Consider the following 22205-nt stretch of genomic DNA (forward strand, 5'->3'; position numbering starts at 1 on the left):
ACCTAACGGAATGATCATCCTCATATGCTACCCGGTGGCAGCTTTGTATTCGATTGATAGTGTCAGTATAGCACATTTTACATACGTTGGCATTTCTAAAGATAAAAAAACATTATCCAACAAAATTGTAAGAGAAATAATTGTTCTTAGAATGGTGACATTCCTTATTACTTAGTATACTTGACAAATGTTATTAAATAATGAAAATCGTTGGAGGTTCAAGAGTGGCTTTTAAAGGAATAAATAGTTTTCAATTAAAATGGTTCGCAATTGTTTTTATGGTCGTGGATCACGTAAATAGTTATTTTGGGTCACAGTTAGGTTTTCCCTTGTGGGTAGCTTGGTTAGGGAGATTTGTTGCACCATTATTTGTCTTCTTATTAGTAGAAGGGTTCAGGCATACACGGAGTCGAGCAAAGTATGCGAAGCGTTTGGGCTTGGCGGCACTTGTCACGGCAAGTGGAAATGTCGTGTATCAATTGCTGACAGGCGCTTATATTGATCCTTTGACACATCAACCTAATTACTTTTTGTTTTTAGGGCCGCATAATATTTTTCTTACGCTATTTCTTTTGTTTTGTATGATGTGGGTGCTAGCTGTCATGAAACAAAGCAGTGTAGGTCGAAGAACTATTTTGATTTTGACATTTTTAGTTTTGCTTGTACTCACGGCAGCATCAGAAGGAGGGATCTATCTGATTCCAATGATGCTTATGATGTTTGTTTTCCAAGAAGAAAGGCAAAGAAACAAATTATTCATCGGTATTTTTGTTTATACTATGATTTTACTTGGCCTAGCTATTGCTAGTTATGTCCAGATGCCGGTATATCAAAGTTTGTATGGTTATTTAACTTTTGATAACGAATTTATGATGGTGACAGTTGTTCCATTAATTGGATTGTATAATGGACAATTAGGTGGAACAGGTAGTAAATGGAATAAATATTTCTTCTATGTTTTTTATCCTGTTCACCTTTGGATCATTTATTTTATCTTCTACTTGATAGGCTAAAGTTCTTATAAAAAACTGTAATCGTTGTGTGACTGATTACAGTTTTTTTGATTTTGACAACCAATTGACAGAATTTTCGCACATTGAAGTTTTTTCATTTGATTTCATCTATATTTTCATTCGGATTTGTTTTATAATTAAAAAATATCTTGTTATTTGGGGGATGAAAACAAATGGAGAATTATCTGAGCCTTTTAGGCGTTTTAATTGTTATTATTGGTTTTGCACTAAAATTAGATTCAATCTTGATTGTGATGGTTGCTTTAGTCGTGACTGCTTTAACAGGTGGTTTAGGGATTAATGGCATGCTTGAATTATTAGGAACCAGCTTTGTAAATAATCGAGGAATGGCTATTTTTATTATTATCATGTTAGCAACCGGAACGTTAGAAAGAAATGGGCTGAAAGAGTCTGCTGCCGCTTTGATCCAACGATTTAAAAAAGTTTCAGCTGGCATGATCATCGATATTTACGGAGTTTTCCGAATGATTTTTGCGGCATTTAATGTAAGCTTTGGGGGCGTTGCAGGTTTTGTTCGTCCAATTATTTTACCAATGGCATTAGGTACCGTTGAATCAAAAGGACTGAAAGTTCACCCAGAACACGAAGAAGAGCTTAAAGGAATGGCATCTGCTATGGAAAATATTTGCTGGTTCTTTGGACAAGTTTTATTTATTGGTGGTGCGGGCGCCTTGCTTGTACAATCAACACTAAAAGATTTAGGTTACGAAGTGACTTTAGGACAACTAGCCTTGGTTGAAGTACCAGTAGCCCTTACGGCATTAGTTGTTTCTAGCATTTATTTCTATTTGAAAGAAAAGAAATTAGCGAAGAAGTACTATTCTCAAGAAAAGGAGCAATAAGATGAATTTTTTTACGAATCCTGCTATTTTATTAAGTGATAAATTACTTGAAATTTTATATATCATCATGGGTCTAGTCTTGATTTATACAGGGCTACGAAATCTACTTGATAAAACGAATCCGCATCGCTATGGCTCGGCCTTTTTTTGGGCAACATTAGGTGTCGTGATTGCGGCTGGTCGATGGCTGCCACCGCTAGTAAGTGGTATCTTGATTTTTGCTATGACGATTCCGGCCATTGCGAAAAGAGTCAGCAAAGGTGACAGCCACTTGCCTTCAAAAGAATATATGGAAAAAATGTCAAGTAAACTAGGCATGAAAATTTTTATTCCAGCGTTAAGTATTGGGGTATTTGCAATTCTGTTTGCCTTGTTCACTAAGTTAGGTGCTTTAGTCGGTGTTGGTGTCGGCGTCTTTGCAGCGATGGCAATCTTGATGTTCTTTTCTCGCGACAATCAGCCTACCACGTTCTTAGATGATGCAGCTGATATGTTAGGAACAGTTGGTCCGTTGAGTATGTTGCCAATGTTACTTGCTTCATTAGGTGCTGTGTTTACTAGCGCAGGAGTAGGAACGGTGATTTCAAATGCTGTCGGTACGATTGTTCCTGAAGGAAACGTGAATATTGGGATTATTATCTATGCAGTGGGAATGGTTATCTTCACAGTAATTATGGGGAATGCCTTCGCAGCAATTACAGTTATGACGGTTGGGATTGGTGCACCATTTGTTTTTAGTCAAGGAGCAAATCCAGCGTTGATTGGAATGGTTGCTTTGACTTGTGGTTTTTGTGGGACACTCTTGACACCGATGGCTGCAAACTTTAATATTGTGCCAGTCGCTATGTTAGAAATGAAAGACAAGTACGGCGTAATCAAAAATCAATTATTTATTGCTTTATTTATGTTAGTATTCCAAATTGCTTATATGATTTTATTTAAATAATTAGGAGGAACAAAAGATGAAAGTATTAGTAACAGGTTTTGATCCATTTGGCGGCGATAAAGTAAATCCAGCATATGAAGCTGTAAAAAAAATGCCCGCAGAGATTGCGGGAGCAGAAATTATCAAATTAGAAGTACCGACTGTATTTGGCAAAAGTAGCCAAGTAGTTAGAGAAGCCATTAAAGAACATCAACCAGAAATTGTTATCTGTGTTGGACAAGCAGGAGGTCGCTCAGCCGTTTCATTTGAACGAGTAGCAATCAATCTAGCAGAAGCGCGTATTCCTGATAATGAAGGAAACCAACCATTTGATACGGTATTGGAAGAAGATGGACCAGCCGCTTATTTCACTACATTGCCAATCAAAGCAATGACTAAAAATGTTCACGATCACGGACTACCAGCATATATCTCTTATACTGCAGGAACGTTTGTCTGCAATGATATCATGTATCGTTTATTACATGTCCTTCACACAGAATTTCCAACCATTCGTGGTGGCTTTATCCATGTGCCATTTTCACCTGATCAAGTAATTGATCGCCCAGTAGGTACAGCTTCTATGTCATTAGATGATATTGCCGATTCATTAACATATGCGGTTGAAGCTGCAATTGAAAATGAACACGATATTTCTGGTAATGCAGGTACGACTCACTAATAATTAGCAATCAAATAGTAGAGGTAGAGGCTGGCAACTAACGAATCGTTAGTTCTCAGCTTCTTTTTTAAGGGGGAAACGTTATGGAAGAATGGAAAGCAGTGTTTGAAGAATGGTTTCCCAAAGAACTAAACAAAAAGAATTATCCAATCAAAGTATCAAAACAATATACCAGCAATCAACGCTTTGAAATTTATGAACGATTGACGAAATCACAACGCCAATTAGTTGATCAATATCGGCGCTATTTAATCAATTCACGCTTTATGGAAGAAAATTATTTAGCTGCTACAGACTGGGTATTTGCTGATTTTAAAATCAATCCTTTTTTTCGGACTTCCCGAAGACAAGAAAAGTTATATTGTGATTGTGGGCGAGAATTAAAAGTTCAATACATCGTTAAATCGCCAAAAACAGGAAAAATTCTAAAACTAGGAATCAATCACTTTGCCGAACATTTGCACGTTTCACCAACAATCGCGAGTTCAATCCATCAAGGGATGACAAAAGTTGATTTAGCATTGGATGAGCTACTATGGCTAAAACAACAAAATATCGAATTTCCAGAAGAGTTGTGGCAAGAATATCTCTTTTCTTTGTACCACAATCGACGAATAAAACGGCCGTATTTGCCAGACGTTCATCTGGCTAAACGAGTAGCAGATTTTCGACAAGCACAGATGCCTATTTATTTAGCAGACTATCAGGCACTAGCGCATGAAATCAAAAAAATGGGGGAACAGATTGCCAATCAACCAAAGAAAAGTCGAGCAAAGAAGGAATTATTTGAGGATTTTACAGAAGAACTAACGAGGGACGTTGAAGAATTTCTGACAAATTACCGTTCATTTTTGCGAAAAGATTGGCAAGTTGTCTTGCGAGATACAAAGGCGAAATTACCAGTCAGTTACTTTGACTCGTTTATTGCGGAACTGCGTTTGTTTAATCGAGAACAACCAACACATCAGTTAGCTGAAGCGAGGGAGTGTGCACAACAACAGCGTTTTATCCAACCGGCTATCTACACCTTGATTTGGGAAAAGTATGCTTGTTATGGATTTACAGAAGGTTTTTTTGATAGTTTGCCAAGAGTGATCCGTAATGGGTTTTTAAAAGCCCTACGTCGAGAATCCTCGCCGACCGCTAAAGTCAAATCAACCAGTAAACAGGTAGGCACACAAGAATGGAAAGGCCTTGCTCACTCGCTCCACAACCAAAAAATCGCTGAAGTGCTTGTTGATTTTGAACAACGAGAGTATGTTTTTTCAAAAGAACAAAAAAAAGCGTTAGATTATTATCAAAAATTAGAACATTCTCTTTATTTAGAAAAGCCAGAAGTTAAATCACTATTGAAAGAATTGTTATAAAAAAACTACTGTGACGAAAAAGTCACAGTAGTTTTTTTTGTTTCAAGATGTTTTCAGAGTTGAACGTTTTGCGCCACAACCTTTATCCACGGTGTTCCCAAAACAACTCCTCAATATAGCTTGCATTCACATCAAAATATGAAAAGCTATTTTGAGTGTCTGTTCGCTATCTAGTCGGAGTTGAACGTTTTGCGCCACAACCTTATGCATGTTGATGCGTCTGATAATATTCTTCTTCCATTTTTTGCATTCTTTCACGTTCTTTTTGGTTGTACCAAGGAGAAACTGTAAAGGCCAAAACATCGTTTAATAAGTAAACAGAGCTGTTAACAAACATTGCTAGACTTGCAGAACCATGTGTAAACGATACATACCAAAGAACCATTTGAGCTAGACCAGAAGCTAACCACCAATAGTATTGATTGTTGTATCGCAAGAAGCTAATGATACCAGCTGAAAGACTGATTGAAAAAGCAATTGCATCAATCCAAGGACGAGGATCGTCAGTATAACGACCAATCAAGAAGCCTGAAACAAAATAAACAAGAATTGTGCCGATAATTGCGATGAACCAACTTTTACCAGTAAATTTACGAATTTTTGAAGCCATATTGTGGTTCCATTCTTTACTTAACAAAACCGGAATGTCCAATGTCACCATATAAGCAATCTGTTCACCAATACTTAAATAATTTTTAGCTGAAAAGCCAACAATGATGAAACAAATGGCAGATAAAATGCCTAAGACACCATTCACAGATTTCGCAGCGTTGATCGATAGAATACATAAAACACCTAAATTAGTTCCGATAAAGGCAATAATCGATAGCCAAGTAATAGGGCTATTCACGAGTGTCATTATTTGACATCCCAGACTAAAAAAGAAAAGATAATAATTTTGTTGAGGCCAGCCTTTTAGCTGATGAGCTAGAAAATGAAAATATGATTTCATGTATAAGAACTCCTTTAGACACAAAATGTAGTGTCTCTAGATTTTTTTACCACAATCTATTGTATGCTTTTAAATGATAAAATCTAGTCTTACAATTAAAAAAAATCTGTGTTATGATATTTTTATTTTAAATTTCTGAAAAAAAGAAAACATTTCAAAGCATAGCTTAAACAAAAAAGCCAAGAGTCAATTAACTGACTCTTGGCTTTTCTTTTTATTGAAGTGAGAATGTCATCTGAACTGGATTATGGTCTGAGTAAGCAAACTGCGTATCAATTACTTGGATATTTTTGACTGAAAGATTGTCAGAAACCAAAAATCCATCAATTAACGTGACGAAAGTTTTGTTTGGCTGATAAGCTTCGTTTAAATTGCGTACAGAAGGAACTGCTTTTTCAGCTAAATTTTTGCGAACGATGTGCATGCCCTTCGGTAAAAGTTCTTCAGGGAATGCGTGTGTCCAACTTAGTTCTTCTTTTGCTTTGCCAAAAATTTTTTCGCTGTCAGGTAGTAGCGTATGATTATAGTCGCCTCCTACAATAACATAATTTTTTTCTGCTTGATCTTTTTTCAATTGTGCAGCTAGTTTTTTGATTTGTGCTTTTTGGATAGCAGGATCTTTTGTATAAGCCGAAAGATGTAAGTTATAAAGGGAAAGAAATCTGCCGTTTGCAACAGGAACCTTACTTACTGTAAATGCACGGTCTAAGTCAAAAAATTTATTGAATCCAGTCTCGATGGGTAAAGAATACCGTCTACTTTCAGCAATCATTCCTTTACTAAAAGTAACCAGACCGGATTGTGATTTACCAATCGGTTGCGTGATTGGATAAAAAAGATAAGCTGAGTTATAATTTTGACCATAAACAGATGAATAGTCGCTAAAATTTTGTGAAAGTGCGGTAACTTCATCCACGTTATAAGAACGAGTTGCCTTTTTGTCAACTTCTTGAAGGAAGGCAAAGTCTGGTTGTTGTTCTTGAATAACATCCTGAATTTTCTGTAAGTTATGTTGAACATTTTGTTTAGTAAATGCGCGTGACTCAGTGCCTCCATCCATGAAAAAACTATAATTAGGCGGATAGGCGGCATAACCAATATTATAGGTCATGATTCGATAATCTTGAGTTGTCTGGATATCTTTAGCTGCCCTACTTGACTGGATAGGGAGTACCTGATCATCGGCTTCTCGGTGATAACTTAGATACACATAGCCAACATAGACTGTTATAATAAGTGAAAGAATTGCGAGTATTGATAAAAGTATTTTTAGTGATTTTTTCATTTTTTCCTCCTTGAAACATCTTTATCTTAGCAGTAATTCAACTAAGAAGCGAGGAGTTTGTGATTATAATAAATAGATGAAATTATCATGATTCTAAAAGTTTTACTAACAAGTTTTTGTTTTAGTTAAGAAAGGAAAAAAAATAATGAACTTATCAACTATCCACCATGTAGCAATCATTGTTTCTGATTATCAAAAATCACGAGAATTTTACGTCGAAAAATTAGGCTTTGAAGTAATTCGTGAAAATTATCGTGCAGATAGAGATGATTACAAACTAGACTTAAGATTAGGAGAGACTGAATTGGAGATCTTTGGAATTGCTTCTGCACCAGCAAGACCCAATTATCCAGAAGCATGTGGGTTACGCCATCTGGCTTTTAAAGTCGATCGGATTGAACAAGTTATAGCTGAACTTCAGGAAATGGGGATTGAAACAGAGCCGCTTAGAACAGATACCTTTACAGGGGAAAAAATGACGTTTTTCTTTGATCCAGATGGCTTGCCACTTGAATTACATGAATAGATAACAAAACTGTCACTTCTTTTTCACTTGCTTCGATTTTTCCAAAAATAGAGTCTTGGTATACTGAAAAAAAATTGGGAAAAGGGAGTAAGCAAATGAAAAAAATCGTTCTTACTTTGGCTGCTTTAGTGTTCGTTGGTGTTGCGGGTGGAATGGGTTTGTTAAATGCGACTTTTCAACCAGATGATCTGAGTGAGCAAGATTATCAAATTTCTCTAGAACAAGCCATTTCAATTTTTGAAGAGGAAGCACACAGTCAGAAAGTAACAAGTATCGGCTTTTTTTTACCTGATGAAGTTAAGAGAACTGCTAGTTCAGCTTATAGTTATTTATTTGTAGACAAAGATCATGAAGTTGTTGTCAATCCAACGACAGGAAAAGCAACGATGAGAGCTGTTAGCCAACAAAAAAAACAAAATCAGAAACAATTAGATATAAAAAAACTGCGCAACGTCAAAAAACCACAAGTGGCTATGAAAGAGGCAATCGCTGTTTCTGGGAATAAACGAGCGAAAGTTCATGCTTGGGAAATTCTTGAAAAAGAAGGAAAGTTTTACTACAATATCCATCTTTTAGCTGAGAAAAAAATCCGACAATTTTTAATATCAACATAGTCCGAAAAGAGAAGGTTATCACTTCTCTTTTTTTGCATATAAGAGTAATCTAAAAGTGTGAAAACCGAAAGGAAGTTGAGATTATGGAAAAGATGGTGTGCCCACATTGTGGTAAAAGATTTGCGTATCATGAAGTTGGAAATGTTGTAGAACACGTGGATAAAGAGGTGCCAATTGTCTGTCCTTATTGTCGCGAAGAAGCAGCGAAACGAGTCTCTCACGGTTACTTTGTTACCCAAAAAATTGAAAATTATTTAAAATAACGAATTTTGCACTTTCTTTTTCCAAATGCTACAATGGCAAGAAAAGGAGAGAGAATAACTATGATTCGTTTTGCAAAAAAAGAAGACGGACCTGAAATTGCGCCGTTGATTTTGGTCATTTTGAAAGATATGGAGTTACCTTTTGTTCAAACCTTTGGTGAGCAAAAAACAATTGAAGTTTTAATTGATGCAATAGCTGATCCTAACTATCGTTATAGCTATACTCGTGGGATCGTTGAGGAAATAGATGGCAAAGTGGCAGGTATTGCTTTTGGTTACACAGATGAGGAAGAACCTGTGATTGATTTGCCTTTGGCTGATATTTTAGAAAAACATGGACTCCCACGTGATCAATATTTATTTATAGATAAAGAAACGCTTCCTAATGAATGGTATCTGGATACGATTTCTGTTTCTGAGAAATTTCGAGGAAAAGGAATTGGTTCTAAATTATTAGAGGCGTTGCCAATGTTAGCAGAAAAAGCGAACCGAGCAACCATCGGTTTGAGTGTAGATCAACAAAATCCACAAGCAAAAAAATTATATGAACGTCATGGTTTTAAGGTTGTTGAAGAAATGAAAATCAGTGGACATCAATATGAACACATGCAAAAAACAATATAAAAGTAGTTTGTAGATTGATTAGGTTTGAATAATAGAAAAAACTCCTGAGACACTCAGTATGTCTCAGGAGTTTTTTATTGAATGGATCTATTTGTAAATCGCACTAGTGTCTGTTGTGAAGAGTGTTTCGTTATCTGTTCCGATTATTGGATCAGTGATAACGTCCCACATAGCAGAATCGTATTTTAATTGTGCTTGGAACTCATATCCCATAGGTGCATCTGGGATTGGAAGCGTTGGGTATTGTGCTAAAAATCCACCGTAATCAATAGTGATATCTGCTGTTACATCTCCTTGACCAATCCAGAGTGAAGTTGGGACTGTAATCAAAATACGGTCTGAATAAGATTGAACGTTTTCTGGAGAAATTGGCTCAGTGTTATGTCCTAGAATTGTTTTTGCCGATACATTGCCTGTAATGTGTTTTGCAAAATCAGGTACAGAAGCCACGAACTTAAATTGTTCAGGTAGTTTAATCATTAGTACACCAATATCGCCATCAACAAAACCGTAGTTTTGAGCACTGTAGTGTAAATCCATTTTTCCTGTGAAATCTAGTCCTTCAATATAAGGAACCATTTGACCTTCTAAGTTTCCATTTGCAGCAACAATCAAAGTGTAAGGATCAATTCCAACGTCACCTTCTTTAACTGTTGATGTTTGAATAACGTTATTTTCTTGAACATCTGCGTGCACAAGTGGTGTTCCAAGTGTGCCAACTGCTAAAAGTAACCCTAATGAACTTGCTAAAACTGTTTTTTTCATTTCTCTACCTCACTTATTTTTTTGTTATATAAATTTTATTACATAACTGATGATACAGATGGTATGCGTTTTCGTCAAACAGCGATATATAACCATAACATCTGTGCTTTTACTAAATAAAAAGATTGTTGTGAAAAGAATAACATGTGCATTTTGTGTTTTTTAAAATAACGTTTTTATTTTATGTTATGCTTTTTTTAGTTTATTTAATTTTGAAAATCAATCTTAAAAAATGAGGAATGTCAAGTGACGCAAGGAATCTAGCATTAAAATTGAAAAATAATAATAAAATAACTTTGACATTCATTTTTTTAAAAAATATTATTAAAGCATACTTAGTAAAGGGGATGAAAAAATGAAGAAACATTTGTATTGCAGAAGGATTTTGAAGGGTATTGTATCCGCAACAATGATTTTGACTTTAACGGGTCAAATCATCGGTAGTCAAACAATTATTACACACGCAGAAGAAGTTGTAGGTATTCAAAGTAGTTCGGGATTAACACAATATGTGGAAAATTTTACTCAGCTGAAAAATTATTTAGAGGGAAACAACAATATCACAAATGTGATTGTTAAAAATGATATTGTGATGACTTCTGGGATCTCAATCAGTAAGAATAAAGCATCGGTAACAATTGATTTTCAAGGACATAAGTTGACAGAAAAAAATTCCTCAAGTCTTTATGATACAATTCACGTTTCTTCTAATACAGGAACAAAAGAAGTTAATTTGAAAAATGCAGTAATTGAAGGAAAAAATTACTATGGAACGATTGGGATTGCTGAAATTGCTAAAAATGTGACAACAAATTTTGAGAATATTAGCTATACTGGACCACAGTTCCTTAGAAATTCTGGTGGAACTGCGACTTTTTTTGGAAATAATACGTTTGAAATCGCAAATGTTGATTCTGTTTCTCCAGTCAAACAATTTGCGGAAGTTGCAAATATGTCGATTGCAGGTAATTTTGATGTGAAGCATGTTGGAAATACAGATACAACCTTTAATTTTACTTCAGCTCATCCTTCCTTGACCATCAATGAAGATGCACAGGTGAATATTTTGAATGAAGGTGCCCAAGCATTCCAAAATAGTGCTGGCAACTTGGATTTAAGTATCAAATCTGGTGCACAGGTAAAATTTATTTCTGCTGCAGAACTTAGTAAAGATAATGGTTTTAGTACAGTAACAATTGATCGTAATGCGTTGCTATCAGTCAATCGTGAAAAAACAATCCACCCAGGATCACCAACACTCATTGTTAATAAAGAATTAGTAGCTAATCCTGAATCAAGTATTCAGATTGACCATAATGAGAATGTCCATGCAGATGTTATCAAAACTGGACCTGACGTGACTATGACTTTTAATGGAATGAAAAAGCTTGAATTAAAAGGGATTTTGGGAGATCTTGCGACGAACTTTGGCGAAAGAGGGATTCTTAATCTTACAACTGATCATATTGCTGGTTGGGAGACATCTATAACTGAAAAACCGGATTTCGCAGTTAATGAACACTTGGAAGCTAGCTTTAACATGAAAGGCGGTAGTATTGGAAGTGTGATCCAGTCGAATATCGCGGATATATTAAGTAAGCTAACGTACAAAAATCCTTATAAATTAGTAATTGGTGATGACATCGCAGAAGAAGTTCCTAAACCTTCCTTTAATGAAGTTTATGACAGAGATAACAAAATAACTGGGATAGGTGTTCCTGGAGATACGATCATCGCAACCATCAACGGTGTTGAGATTGGTCGAACTGTGGTAGGCTCGGATGGAAAATGGTCAATTGATATTACACCACAAGAGGCTGGAACGGTTATTACAGTGGTACAAGAAAAAGATGGGCAACAAAGTGAGCCTGTTGATCAAGTAGTGAAGCATTTAGATGTCGAAACAATTAATCACTTCAAATTAGGTTATTGGCAATCTTATGGTCTGATCTTGGAAGGATCCATTGATAATGCTGATTACGACTTGACGAATTCAGATAATGTTCATAAAGTGATGTCTTTATATGATGCTGAGAATAATGCGGTATTTTCAGTGAACTGTGTTAATACAGATTGGTATAATACAGGAGTGTACAATGGTTATCAAGCAATCATTACGAAAGATGACTTAGCTCAACTTCCATCAGGCACATATAAATTGGTTATCTCGATGTCAATAGGTGATCACTATGATTCAGAAGATTTAGATGTGACGCCAGGTTCTGGACAAAATCCAGATCCGAATTATCATACGATTTTTAAAGAAATTGGTTCTACTACATTACCAAGTAATACGACAGCGACACCAATCAATCAGGGAAATGTTGGTTATATCCAAATTGGTTGAGACGCATGCGTACGAAAACTAAAATGATCCACTTAAAAGATGTATTTGGAAATCTTCTACGGTTTCTGGATATGTCTTTTTGTTATTTTAATTTTGGGATAATCATATTATTTTCTAAAATTTTAATTGCGATTAAGAATTTAAAAAGGAAATCTGTTTTTTGATGGTGTTAAGATGTTCGACAGGATCAAAGAGGTAGAGAATTTTACGAGGGGGGGAAAAATCATCATAGAGATTTTAGCATAAAGATATCTCTTATCCATATCTGAAAAGTTTGAGGAGTGTAACTATGTTTGTTTTACCAGATATTGTTTTTAATGCACTGAGTTTTATTTGTGTCTGCCTGATTATCTTAGTGTTTGGAAATTTGATTTTTTTTACAACATTATCTATTTTCGGCATAAAAAAACCAAAAAGAGATTACTCAATTGTCTCTCCAACGAAAAAATTTTTGTTTTTAGTCCCAGCGCACAACGAAGAAGATGTAATTGGAGATACGGTTCAAGCCCTATTGAATCAGCAATATGATCATGAACTTTTTGATATTGTCGTAATTGCTGATAATTGTACGGATAATACAGCGAAAGTTGTGAGTGAATTAGAAAATGCGTTAGTTTTTGAGAATCATTCAAAACCGGATGAACCAAGAGGAAAACCACATGCAATCGCGCGATATATCGAGACAAATCACTGGAAAAAGTATGATTATATTGCCTTTATTGATGCAGATAATATTGTTGATGAAAATTACTTAACCGAGATGAATTCACAAATTATTGCCCATCCAGAGTTTGTTGTTATCCAAGGATATTTAGGAATGAAAAATGTTGCAACTTCGATTACTGCTTCAGGCTATGCTGCTGTGTATTTTATTACAAATAGAGCTGTTCAATACGCTAATTATTTGCTCGGTTGGAATGCAGCAATTGGTGGAACTGGATTTATCTTGGATACGATCTACTTAGAACAACGTGGTTGGAACCCCAGAAGTTATACGGAAGATTTTGAGCTACAAGTAGAGCTTTCTATCGAAGGGAAAAAAAGTGGTTGGAATCATTTTGCAGTGGTTCATGATGAAAAGCCAAATTCATTTAAAGCTAGTCATAATCAACGGACAAGATGGGCACAAGGACATTGGTATGTTGCATTTTCGACAACATTCAAGCAAATTAACTCCTTATTTAAAGTAAAGTCAATCAATGAATTTATGAGCAAATTTGAAACGTTGTTTTATTCTTATTCAATGGTCAGACCAGTTGCATTTTTGATTATTTTATTTTTTAGTCTTCTTGATTTTAGGTTATTAGGTTATTTGCCACAATTATTCTCACTATTGATTTTTTGGGTAGGGATGGAAGCATTCAACTTTCTTTTGATTCCCACCTTGTATTTTCTTGAAGAAGCGGAACCGTATTTTAAAGCAAAGAAAACTTTGATGAGTAAAGTCAGCTTTTTCTTAAGACTTGTTTATAGTTTTATATACAACTCTTTGACATATATGATTGCGCAAATTGTTGGATTCTTTACATGGTTCAGACCCCAAAATAAATGGAATAAAACAGTTCATTCAGCCAAATTTGAAAAGGTGGAGTAATCAATGGTACGGAAAAATAAACGAAAAATTTATAGCAGAAATTTTTTATATTTACTGATTGTTTTTGGCATATTAGCTCTTTTTTTACTATCAGTATAAAGGAAATGGAGAATGAAATACATGAAAAAAATCCTGATAATTTTCGGGACCCGTCCTGAAGCAATCAAGATGATTCCGTTAATTTTAGAAATGGAATCAAGTAAAATGTTCAAACCAATCGTTGTTGTAACTGGTCAGCATCGAGATATGTTGGATCAAGTCTTAGAGTTATTCGAGATTACGCCAGCATATGATTTGAACATTATGAAAGAAAACCAAACATTAGCAGATACTACCCAAATGATCTTAGAAAATTTAGGGGATGTTTTAGAAATAGAGAAACCAGATATGGTATTTGTACATGGTGATACGACGACTACTTTTGCTTCAGCGTTAGCAGCGTTTTATAAACAAATACCGATTGGTCATGTTGAGGCAGGTTTACGAACGTGGGATAAACACAGTCCGTTTCCAGAAGAGATGAACCGACAAATGACGGATGTTCTTAGCGATATTTATTTTGCACCAACTACGATCAGTAAAAAAAATTTAGTAAGAGAAGGGCATATCGAAAAGAGAATCTTTGTCACGGGAAATACAGCAATTGACATGATGAATTATACGATTCAGGAAAAATATGAGAATTCAATTTTAGAAAAAGGAAAGCGAACAATTTTAGTCACGATGCACCGAAGAGAAAATATCGGTCAGCCTATGATCGACGTTTGTCAAGCAATCAATGAACTGATTGCTGAATTTCCAGATGTTAATGTCATTTTTCCCATTCACAAAAACCCTAAGGTACGAAATTTAGTTGCTAGTCATTTAAGTCAATCGAAACAAGTGAAGCTGATTGAACCATTATCTGTTAATGATTTTCACAATGTGCTTAGTCGTTGTTATTTAGTTCTTACTGATTCAGGTGGAGTACAAGAAGAGGCACCCTATACAGGTGTTCCTGTTCTTGTGTTGAGAAATACAACGGAGCGCCCAGAAGGTGTAGCTGCAGGAACCTTAAAATTGATTGGAACTCAGAAAGAAATGGTATACAAAGAAGTTAAAGAACTACTTGTGGATGCTTCTGTGTATGAAAAAATGAGTGGGGCAACCAATCCATATGGAGACGGCCACGCGAGCAAATATATCCTTGAAGCATTAGCAAATTATTTTCATTTTTGATTTTTTTTATAAATTCAAAATGGCTTTTGAAAAATAGAAAAGAAATCATAGTGAGAAGAAGGTATTCTAGATTACGAAAGGGGGCGTTATTTTCTAAGATGATAGAAAGGGGAAGGAGGGAAGCAAACTTGAAAAGAATCAAAAAGAAGACATTCAAAACGATTGGAATCAGTTCGATGTTACTTCTAAGTGTATCTTCCAGTTTAGTAGGCTCAAGTGTCTCGGTAGTTGCTGAAAGTTCAAAAGAAGTCGTTGAAAAAACGATTAGTAGTACGGATCCGACAAATGAAAAAGTAACAGTTGATACGACAAGTACTAGTGAGACGTCAACTTCAGAAACGAAAACTAGCACAGACCCAACGACAGACAAAACTGTAACAACTGATACAACTACTAAAGCAAGTGACGATGATCAAAAAATCAATACGGTATCTCTTGAAGATGGAAGTGTTTCCTATAGTGCAGATGCTAATGAATATTCTAAGGGTGGAAGCTATGAAGGCAAGGTTCATCTAACGAATAAAGACGGTAATTCGATTCCAATTGGAACAAAGATCGTTATCACATTTCCGTTAGATGGTATTGATATCAATGGTTTAGTCCTTTTAGATCCAATAATTGCGGAGTACTTTAATGCGACGAAAGATCCTGCTACTGGAGTAGTGACTTTTGAGCTGAAAAAAGAAATTGTGGGGAATGCAGATATTTCATTTGTTGTTGCAGGAACAATCATTGGCGAAGAGGGGAAAAGCTATAACGTGAATATTACTTCTACTGATCCAGACGGTACGACGCACGCTGTTAACAATGCGAATCCTAACTTTAAAGTAAAAGATGATGGAGAAAATCCGCCACCTGCTTACGGACTGGCAAATGCCTTTTGGGGAATCTCGACAGAAGATGCTGGTAATTTTATTGGTAAGAACGGCACAGAGGTTGAAGGTCTTCCAACAGGAATGTTTGGTCGTGGAAGTGACATAATCCAAAACTTTGTTGAGGCCAATCCATTGATTAACTACGAGCTAGGACCAGACGATTTCTATACGATCATTTGGCAAATAATTCCTTACGATGGTGAAGGAAATCGAGTAACCGATGCGAATATCTCAGTTGATGCCAGTGATTTTAAGTTATATAACCGTTGGTCAACTGGCAAATTACAAGCAATTGATCCCAGTGAATATAACTTACGAATAGAGCCTTCTGGAGGTATTCAAAAAGTAACTGCTACATTTAGAACGAAAAATGAAGGTAGTTTACTTGGTAGCAAAGTCAGAGTCTTGATGTCAGCGCAAGCACATGTTGATAGTGATTCGCTTACTTATCATACAAGTGCATGGGTTTATAAAACGAATAAAGCTACTAGTGAAACAATAACCGATAGATTTGACTTAAATAACTTATTTAGCAGTGAAGGTGAAAGTACAATTTTTCCAAATATAAAGGCTGAAGATAAAACCTTCTATACAGGTTATTTGAATGATTCGAACATCAAAGAAGAAATCATGAAGAATATCACGGCGAAAGACACGAATGATGGTGATATCACTAAGGACATCACGGTTGATTACTCACAAGTCAATCCGAATGTAGTAGGTGATTATCCAGTTGAATACACAGTAACGAATTCAACCAGTCATACTACTAAAAAAACAGCGATAATTCATATTATCGAAAAAGCAGTGGCAGCCCCCATTACAGTGATGTACCTTGATGAAGATGGCAACGAAATCGCACCTAACAAAGTGCTCACTGGAAAAATCGATGACCCTTATCAAACAGAGGCGCTAACGATCGAAGGGTATCAGCTATTGACAACTCCAGATAACGCAACCGGTAAATTTACGGATCAAGCACAGACCGTTAAATATGTCTATCGTGGAAATTTGTTATTTGTGGAAGCACCTGAAACAATCAGCTTTGGTGAACACCCTCTATCAGGAAATGATGAAACGTATCCTATACAAGACAAAAAGAATGATTTGAAAATTCAAGATTTCCGAAAATTAGGCTCTCAATGGAGCGTAACTGCACAACTCACGCAAGAATTTACTGGTAAACAAACGGGTAGAAAACTTGATGGAACACTGAATTATAAGGATGAAAACGGTGTGGTACAAACTATTAATTCAGCTAATTCTGCAATGATTTACTCAAAACAAACTGAAAACCATGAAGTGACGGATATTTCTCAAAACTGGAATGATGACTTTGGACTATTCCTTCACGTGAAGTCGGGTGGCGCAGTGCTTGATGAATACGATGCAACGATACAATGGACTGTTGAAGATACAGTTTCCAATAATTAGGAGAGGCGATCGAGATGAAAAAAATGAAATTACTGACATTAATCGCTTCCGTTTTTATGATATTTGCTTGTTCATCACGAATTACACTCGCACGAGAAGTTGACAAACAAGATTCTCAAGCTGTTGTCGGCTTCTACAAAACTTCTGACGATAATTCGAATAGTAATTCATCAGATCAACCAGATACTTCAGGCAAGATTAATGATCAGCCACAAGAAAAAACAGAATCACCAAAAATTGACCAAAGTTCAGGAAAAAACCTTCCAAAAACAGGGAGTCAAGATGAACGTTATTTATTTATTATTGGGTTAGCCATAGTTTTATCTATGTTAATTATATTTTTAAAAAAAAGAAAAGAGGACGAACAAAAATGAAAAAACTTTTATTATCAACAGCAATCTTATTCGGTACTTTAACAATTGGTGGGACTACAATCCATGCTGACGCAGTGGATTCGAAAACAACTGACGGAAATGTCGGCTTTACTACACCTGCTGATGGATTGAAATTAATCGAAGCAGCAAACTTAGATTTTGGTAATCATCCAATTTCTGCAAACGACGAAAGTTATAAATCTGAAACAGATACAAAAGCAACTGTTCAAGATATTCGTGGAACACTAACAGGTTGGAATTTACAAGTTGCTCAAACAGGCCAATTTAAAAATGGTGAAAATGAATTGACAAATGCACAAATCACATTAGATACACCAACGTTAGATGCATCATCAACTGCGGTTGCAAACGTTAAAACAGGCATTGCATTGAAACCAACAGGTGAAGCAAGCTTAATTATGGATGCTCAAAAAGGTGAAGGGAATGGTACAGCAGTTGAAAACTTTGCGAAAGGTTCTTCAACATTAAGTGTTCCAGGTGCTACTGTTAAAGTCCAAGGACAATACAAAACAACTTTAACATGGACATTGAATGATACAGTTGAAAATAACTAAAACTGTATAATTTAACCATTGATATAGCAAGATGACTGCCAAAAGTCATCTTGCTATCTTTTGTAATTTTGGAGGAGAGTGCAATATGAAAAAAATAATAAGCTACCTGGCAATTTTAGGGATTGCTTTATTCGTTACTCTGATTAGCTTTAATCCAGTCTATGCTTCAGGTGTAGACTATACAGTTCAACCACAGTCATCTGATAAACAAGTTGATCCAGCACTTACGTATTTTGATTTGCGACTTGAACCTAAAACAAATGACAAACTCAACGTGGTAGTCAAAAACGCTAGTGATCATGAAATCACTGTGTATACTTCTGTCGATGTGACTTCTACCAACTCAAATGGAGTGGTTGAATATAAAAATAGTAAAAATTTCCAACATACTCAGTTAAAAAATAACTTGTCAAAGATTATTCAACCAGATGTGAAAGAGATAAAATTGAATGCAAAAGAATCAAAGATTGTCTCTTACACAGTTAAGATGCCAGAAAATGAATTTGATGGTGTGTTAGCTGGAGGAATCAATTTTATTCAAAAGAACAGTGACGACAAAGATGAAGAGAACAAAAATGGGATGGCAGTTAAAAATGAATATGGTTATACGATTGCTGTGGTTTTACATGGAAAGAACAAAATCACAAAAAATAATGTCACTTTGAGCAAAATCACGCCAAATCAAATCAATGGACGAAATGGGATCAAAATTCCAATCCAAAATGAAAGTGCCGCTTTTTTGAATAAAGTTCAAGTGAAAGCTACAATCTATACAAAGGGGACTGACGAAAAGAAATATGAGACAAATGTGTCAGGTGCCCAAATTGCCCCCAACTCTGTGTATGATTTTGACTTAAGTTTGAATGAGAAAAAATTAGAGCCGGGTAAGTACACTGCCAAAGTCACTGTATTATCAAAAGAGCAAAAATGGGCATTCACACAAGACTTTACGATAAAAAAAGAAGTTTCGCAAAAATTAAATGAAAAAGCCGTTGTGAGGGCCGAGGACAGTTACACGTTATATATCATCATTGGTATCATTCTATTCGTATTACTTTTATTGCTTTGTATCTATCTTTTTGTTCGAAAAAATAGGGAAATTAAACGGTTGAATAACCAATTAGAAAATAAAAGAAAAGTTAAGTGAAGTGATGAAGACAATATTTTCTGATAGTGAATTTGATAAGTTAAGAGTGTTCTCCTTCATAGAAAATGCCGAAAATGAATTCGTATCTGTCAAAGATGTTGAATCAAAATTTGATATGACTTATTTTATTGCGAATAAAGTAATTAATTCATTGGTCAGTGACTTAGAGTCAATGGAGCTAGATGAATTTTTCTTTATTGAAAAAGTAAACAATAAGTACCGGTTTCAGAAGAATGGGTTAGATTCAATCAACAGACTTATTTGGAAATATGGAAGAGAATCCTTTGTTTTCTCATTACTTGATTATTCGATCCAGTTTCCAGAAAAAACAATTGAAGATTTCTCGTTTGATTATTATACGAGTTTATCAAAGGCTTATAAAACTAGGACAGAATTGATTGAATTTTTTGCTCAGTATTCGATTGATTTCTTTTCACATGACTATCTTGAAGAAGAATTCAGATTTTTAGTGGCGCAATTATATACAGGCATCTTTAAATTTTATGAATATCCGTTCGGGGCAGATATTTTAGATCAAGTAACAGATATCATCGAATTTTTAAAGACCAAAAGAATAATTATAGATATCAATGGATTTGAAAAACTAAATTTAGAGATGTATTTGGGACTGTCCTTATTAAGGATCAAGGAACAGGTTTCAACAGACAAAACAACAAAAAAGTTGTTTGAGTTGAAAAGAGAAAATTTAATAGATATCAAGAACTACATGAAAGAAAAATCATTTAGTGAAGAAGATATAGAAATGTTATTCAACTTCCTTTATGTTAATCAGTTCATTGATAAGGATTATAATCGTTTGGATATCAATCCAGAACTGAATAAGAAGATGAACTTTATTTTAGAGCATTTTTTTGCAATTCCTGAGATTCAAGTAGAAAAAGAACGTTTAGTTGATCCCATACGTAGCATTCTGTTAAAACACGTAGTATACAAAGGATTAATAATGGATCAGCAAATTTTTAACTACTTGAATGTTTTGGAAGAAAATTATGGTGAAATCATTCAAGTAGTGAATCATTTTACTAAGAACGTGGAGATAATCAAGATTATTGGAAATCAAACAGAAAATAAATCACTCTTACTAGAGCTTACTTTTTGTTTGATCAATAAAATATCATGGAGTGCATTAAGAAAAGTAATTACGATATCTGTCGATTTTTCAATTGGTCCTGAATATAACTGTTATATTATGGAAATGATTGAAAATCTACCGTTTGCTAATTTAAATGTGAATAATATTTTTAATGAAGAAACAGATATTTATGTATCAGATGTCTTGGGAGATAATCTCAACACACATTACATCATTTGGAACAGTCCGCCAACAGCAAAAGATTGGAAAGTGTTCGGCGATTTAGTCACAGAGTTAAAGGATAAAAAATAATGAAAAAATATATGTTGATCGTATTATTTAGCAGTTCTTTGTTAGCAATCGCTAACCAGGTAAATGGTCAGACAAATGCTGATTTGACTTCGCAAACAAAGAATCAAACCGTTGAACAAGTCCATGAGCATCAGGATGTGACGGATGTGACTAGAATCGGATTTTATAGAAAAAGAAGAGAACGTTCTCCGTTATTAAATCAACCAGTCCACTTTGCACCAAGGCATGAACTTAAACCAGTCGTTACGAAATTGAATGATGGTGGCTTGCAAAGCTCTTCGTTGGGTAATATCTATAGTTCCATTTCAGGTACATTGATATTTGGTCAAAAGAGGTTGCTGAAATGATAAAAAAAGTAATCCAAATTTGTCTATATAGTATTGTTTTTTTATTTGGTTTAGGGCTGATTTTTCATCAGCAAATTCAGAATTATTTTATGGTAAAAATGGAAACAGAGTATAATATCAATCATTTTTCTAAAGAAGAAATCAAAAAAAATGAGCAAAGACAGGATCAAAATTATGATTTTGCAAACGTGGAATCCATTGGCTATGGAGAAATATTAAAATCAAGGTTAGGAAAAAATAGTTCAGACCTACCAATTATTGGTGGTGTCGCGATACCTAATATAGAAATTAATTTGCCGATTTTCAAAGGTATTTCCGAGTACTCACTTTTATATGGTGCAGGTACTTTATTTGAACAAGAAAAAATGGGAGAGAAAAATTATATATTAGCTAGTCATCGAGCCTCTAATCCCAAATTATTGTTTACACCGCTTGAGAGGATTACTCTCGGAGACAACATTTATATTACGGATTTAACAAATATCTATATTTATAAAACAACGAGTAAGAAAAAGGTACCACCCTCTGATACATCTGTATTAGCTGAGCCAGAAAATCAAAAAATAATTACATTGATTACTTGTGGCGATATGCAGGCAACAACTCGATTAATTGTTCAAGGAACTTTGGTTTCTAAAATAAAAATTGATAAAAAAAGTGAATCTTTACAGCGTATATTTGATGCACCTGTTCGAACCTTCTAACATATATCAAAAAAGAAGTAGACAATGTGCTTTCCTTTCGACGAATCGTTTGTTTATTCACACATAACTTGAAATTTTGAGTTGGCGAATGTCTACTTAGTCCATCATAATAAAAAAACAAAGCATATACTTGCCTTCACTCAAGGACTTTTGCCTAAGTTTGAAGGCAGTTTTTTTGTGTTCATTGTAGTGAAAAAAAGCTGAATTACTAGTGGGATTCACGAATAAAATCATTTTTATAATCTCGGACATATTCTTGGATGGTTCGTGGCGGAGGATGTAATACCTGTTCAATCGTGCTCGTCA

22 protein-coding genes are annotated in these 22205 nt (G+C 35.0%); 19 read left to right on the top strand and 3 right to left on the bottom strand.

The window, feature by feature from the left end; translation table 11 throughout:
- The first annotated feature begins 224 nt into the window (after positions 1-224).
- From AC4BC3_RS02330 to AC4BC3_RS02350, 5 genes are all read left to right on the top strand, one after another.
- A complete protein-coding gene (locus AC4BC3_RS02330) occupies positions 225-1013 on the top strand; it encodes a TraX family protein (RefSeq protein ID WP_490466867.1) in 789 nt (262 codons plus the stop codon).
- Between the two features lie 173 nt (positions 1014-1186).
- Positions 1187-1876 (top strand): DUF969 domain-containing protein, encoded by a 690-nt coding sequence (locus tag AC4BC3_RS02335; protein ID WP_206910623.1) that lies wholly within the window; start codon positions 1187-1189, stop codon positions 1874-1876.
- A gap of 1 nt (position 1877) precedes the next feature.
- A complete protein-coding gene (locus AC4BC3_RS02340; RefSeq protein ID WP_206910625.1) occupies positions 1878-2822 on the top strand; it encodes a DUF979 domain-containing protein in 945 nt (314 codons plus the stop codon).
- Positions 2823-2838: 16 nt separating this feature from the next.
- The gene (gene pcp / locus AC4BC3_RS02345; RefSeq protein ID WP_206910628.1) at positions 2839-3483 is read left to right on the top strand and encodes a pyroglutamyl-peptidase I; all 645 of its coding nucleotides are present in this window, start codon (positions 2839-2841) and stop codon (positions 3481-3483) included.
- A gap of 83 nt (positions 3484-3566) precedes the next feature.
- Positions 3567-4850, top strand: a complete 1284-nt coding sequence (locus tag AC4BC3_RS02350; RefSeq protein WP_490466868.1) for a hypothetical protein — start codon at positions 3567-3569, stop codon at positions 4848-4850.
- A gap of 202 nt (positions 4851-5052) precedes the next feature.
- Here the strand turns inward: AC4BC3_RS02350 and pnuC are convergent, their stop codons facing one another.
- Positions 5053-5802 (bottom strand): nicotinamide riboside transporter PnuC, encoded by a 750-nt coding sequence (gene pnuC, locus AC4BC3_RS02355; protein ID WP_206910633.1) that lies wholly within the window; start codon positions 5800-5802, stop codon positions 5053-5055.
- Positions 5803-6016: 214 nt separating this feature from the next.
- Positions 6017-7087, bottom strand: a complete 1071-nt coding sequence (locus tag AC4BC3_RS02360; protein ID WP_490466869.1) for an endonuclease/exonuclease/phosphatase family protein — start codon at positions 7085-7087, stop codon at positions 6017-6019.
- Between the two features lie 145 nt (positions 7088-7232).
- On the opposite strand from AC4BC3_RS02360, the gene gloA2 reads away from it, so the two are divergent.
- From gloA2 to AC4BC3_RS02380, 4 genes are all read left to right on the top strand, one after another.
- On the top strand, positions 7233-7613 hold the full coding sequence (gloA2, locus tag AC4BC3_RS02365) for an SMU1112c/YaeR family gloxylase I-like metalloprotein (protein WP_490466870.1): 381 nt from the start codon (positions 7233-7235) through the stop codon (positions 7611-7613).
- A 95-nt stretch (positions 7614-7708) separates the two neighbouring features.
- The gene (locus AC4BC3_RS02370; protein ID WP_206910641.1) at positions 7709-8227 is read left to right on the top strand and encodes a PepSY domain-containing protein; all 519 of its coding nucleotides are present in this window, start codon (positions 7709-7711) and stop codon (positions 8225-8227) included.
- An 83-nt stretch (positions 8228-8310) separates the two neighbouring features.
- Entirely contained in the window at positions 8311-8490 is a 180-nt protein-coding gene (locus AC4BC3_RS02375) for a hypothetical protein (RefSeq protein ID WP_206898682.1), read from the top strand.
- A gap of 60 nt (positions 8491-8550) precedes the next feature.
- Positions 8551-9114: a GNAT family N-acetyltransferase gene (locus AC4BC3_RS02380; RefSeq protein WP_206910643.1), complete on the top strand. Its 564-nt coding sequence runs from the start codon at positions 8551-8553 to the stop codon at positions 9112-9114.
- A gap of 87 nt (positions 9115-9201) precedes the next feature.
- Here the strand turns inward: AC4BC3_RS02380 and AC4BC3_RS02385 are convergent, their stop codons facing one another.
- Positions 9202-9879, bottom strand: coding sequence for a hypothetical protein (locus AC4BC3_RS02385; protein WP_206910645.1), 678 nt, complete (start codon positions 9877-9879; stop codon positions 9202-9204).
- A 355-nt stretch (positions 9880-10234) separates the two neighbouring features.
- Here AC4BC3_RS02385 and AC4BC3_RS02390 point away from each other — a divergent pair, with 355 nt between their 5' ends.
- The 10 genes from AC4BC3_RS02390 to AC4BC3_RS02435 all read left to right on the top strand — a co-directional run bounded on the left by AC4BC3_RS02390 (position 10235) and on the right by AC4BC3_RS02435 (position 21899).
- Positions 10235-12226, top strand: a complete 1992-nt coding sequence (locus AC4BC3_RS02390) for an Ig-like domain-containing protein (RefSeq protein ID WP_490466871.1) — start codon at positions 10235-10237, stop codon at positions 12224-12226.
- A 289-nt stretch (positions 12227-12515) separates the two neighbouring features.
- Complete coding sequence (locus tag AC4BC3_RS02395) at positions 12516-13820, top strand: glycosyltransferase family 2 protein (protein ID WP_490466872.1); 1305 nt, start codon at positions 12516-12518, stop codon at positions 13818-13820.
- Between the two features lie 120 nt (positions 13821-13940).
- On the top strand, positions 13941-15038 hold the full coding sequence (gene wecB, locus AC4BC3_RS02400; RefSeq protein ID WP_206910651.1) for a non-hydrolyzing UDP-N-acetylglucosamine 2-epimerase: 1098 nt from the start codon (positions 13941-13943) through the stop codon (positions 15036-15038).
- A gap of 128 nt (positions 15039-15166) precedes the next feature.
- The gene (locus tag AC4BC3_RS02405; RefSeq protein WP_490466873.1) at positions 15167-17347 is read left to right on the top strand and encodes a MucBP domain-containing protein; all 2181 of its coding nucleotides are present in this window, start codon (positions 15167-15169) and stop codon (positions 17345-17347) included.
- A gap of 14 nt (positions 17348-17361) precedes the next feature.
- Positions 17362-17721, top strand: coding sequence for an LPXTG cell wall anchor domain-containing protein (locus AC4BC3_RS02410; RefSeq protein WP_206910656.1), 360 nt, complete (start codon positions 17362-17364; stop codon positions 17719-17721).
- Positions 17718-18296, top strand: coding sequence for a WxL domain-containing protein (locus tag AC4BC3_RS02415; RefSeq protein ID WP_490466874.1), 579 nt, complete (start codon positions 17718-17720; stop codon positions 18294-18296). The genes AC4BC3_RS02410 and AC4BC3_RS02415 overlap by 4 nt, the downstream gene beginning before the upstream one ends.
- 85 nt (positions 18297-18381) lie before the next feature.
- A complete protein-coding gene (locus AC4BC3_RS02420; RefSeq protein WP_490466875.1) occupies positions 18382-19443 on the top strand; it encodes a WxLIP family cell surface protein in 1062 nt (353 codons plus the stop codon).
- Between the two features lie 4 nt (positions 19444-19447).
- Positions 19448-20848: a hypothetical protein gene (locus AC4BC3_RS02425; protein ID WP_490466876.1), complete on the top strand. Its 1401-nt coding sequence runs from the start codon at positions 19448-19450 to the stop codon at positions 20846-20848.
- Positions 20848-21195: a hypothetical protein gene (locus tag AC4BC3_RS02430; protein ID WP_206910670.1), complete on the top strand. Its 348-nt coding sequence runs from the start codon at positions 20848-20850 to the stop codon at positions 21193-21195. The genes AC4BC3_RS02425 and AC4BC3_RS02430 overlap by 1 nt, the downstream gene beginning before the upstream one ends.
- Entirely contained in the window at positions 21192-21899 is a 708-nt protein-coding gene (locus AC4BC3_RS02435) for a class A sortase (RefSeq protein WP_490466877.1), read from the top strand. The genes AC4BC3_RS02430 and AC4BC3_RS02435 overlap by 4 nt, the downstream gene beginning before the upstream one ends.
- Positions 21900-22205: the final 306 nt, after the last annotated feature.

This window comes from Enterococcus sp. AAFC-DPL-6103, assembly GCF_058216595.1.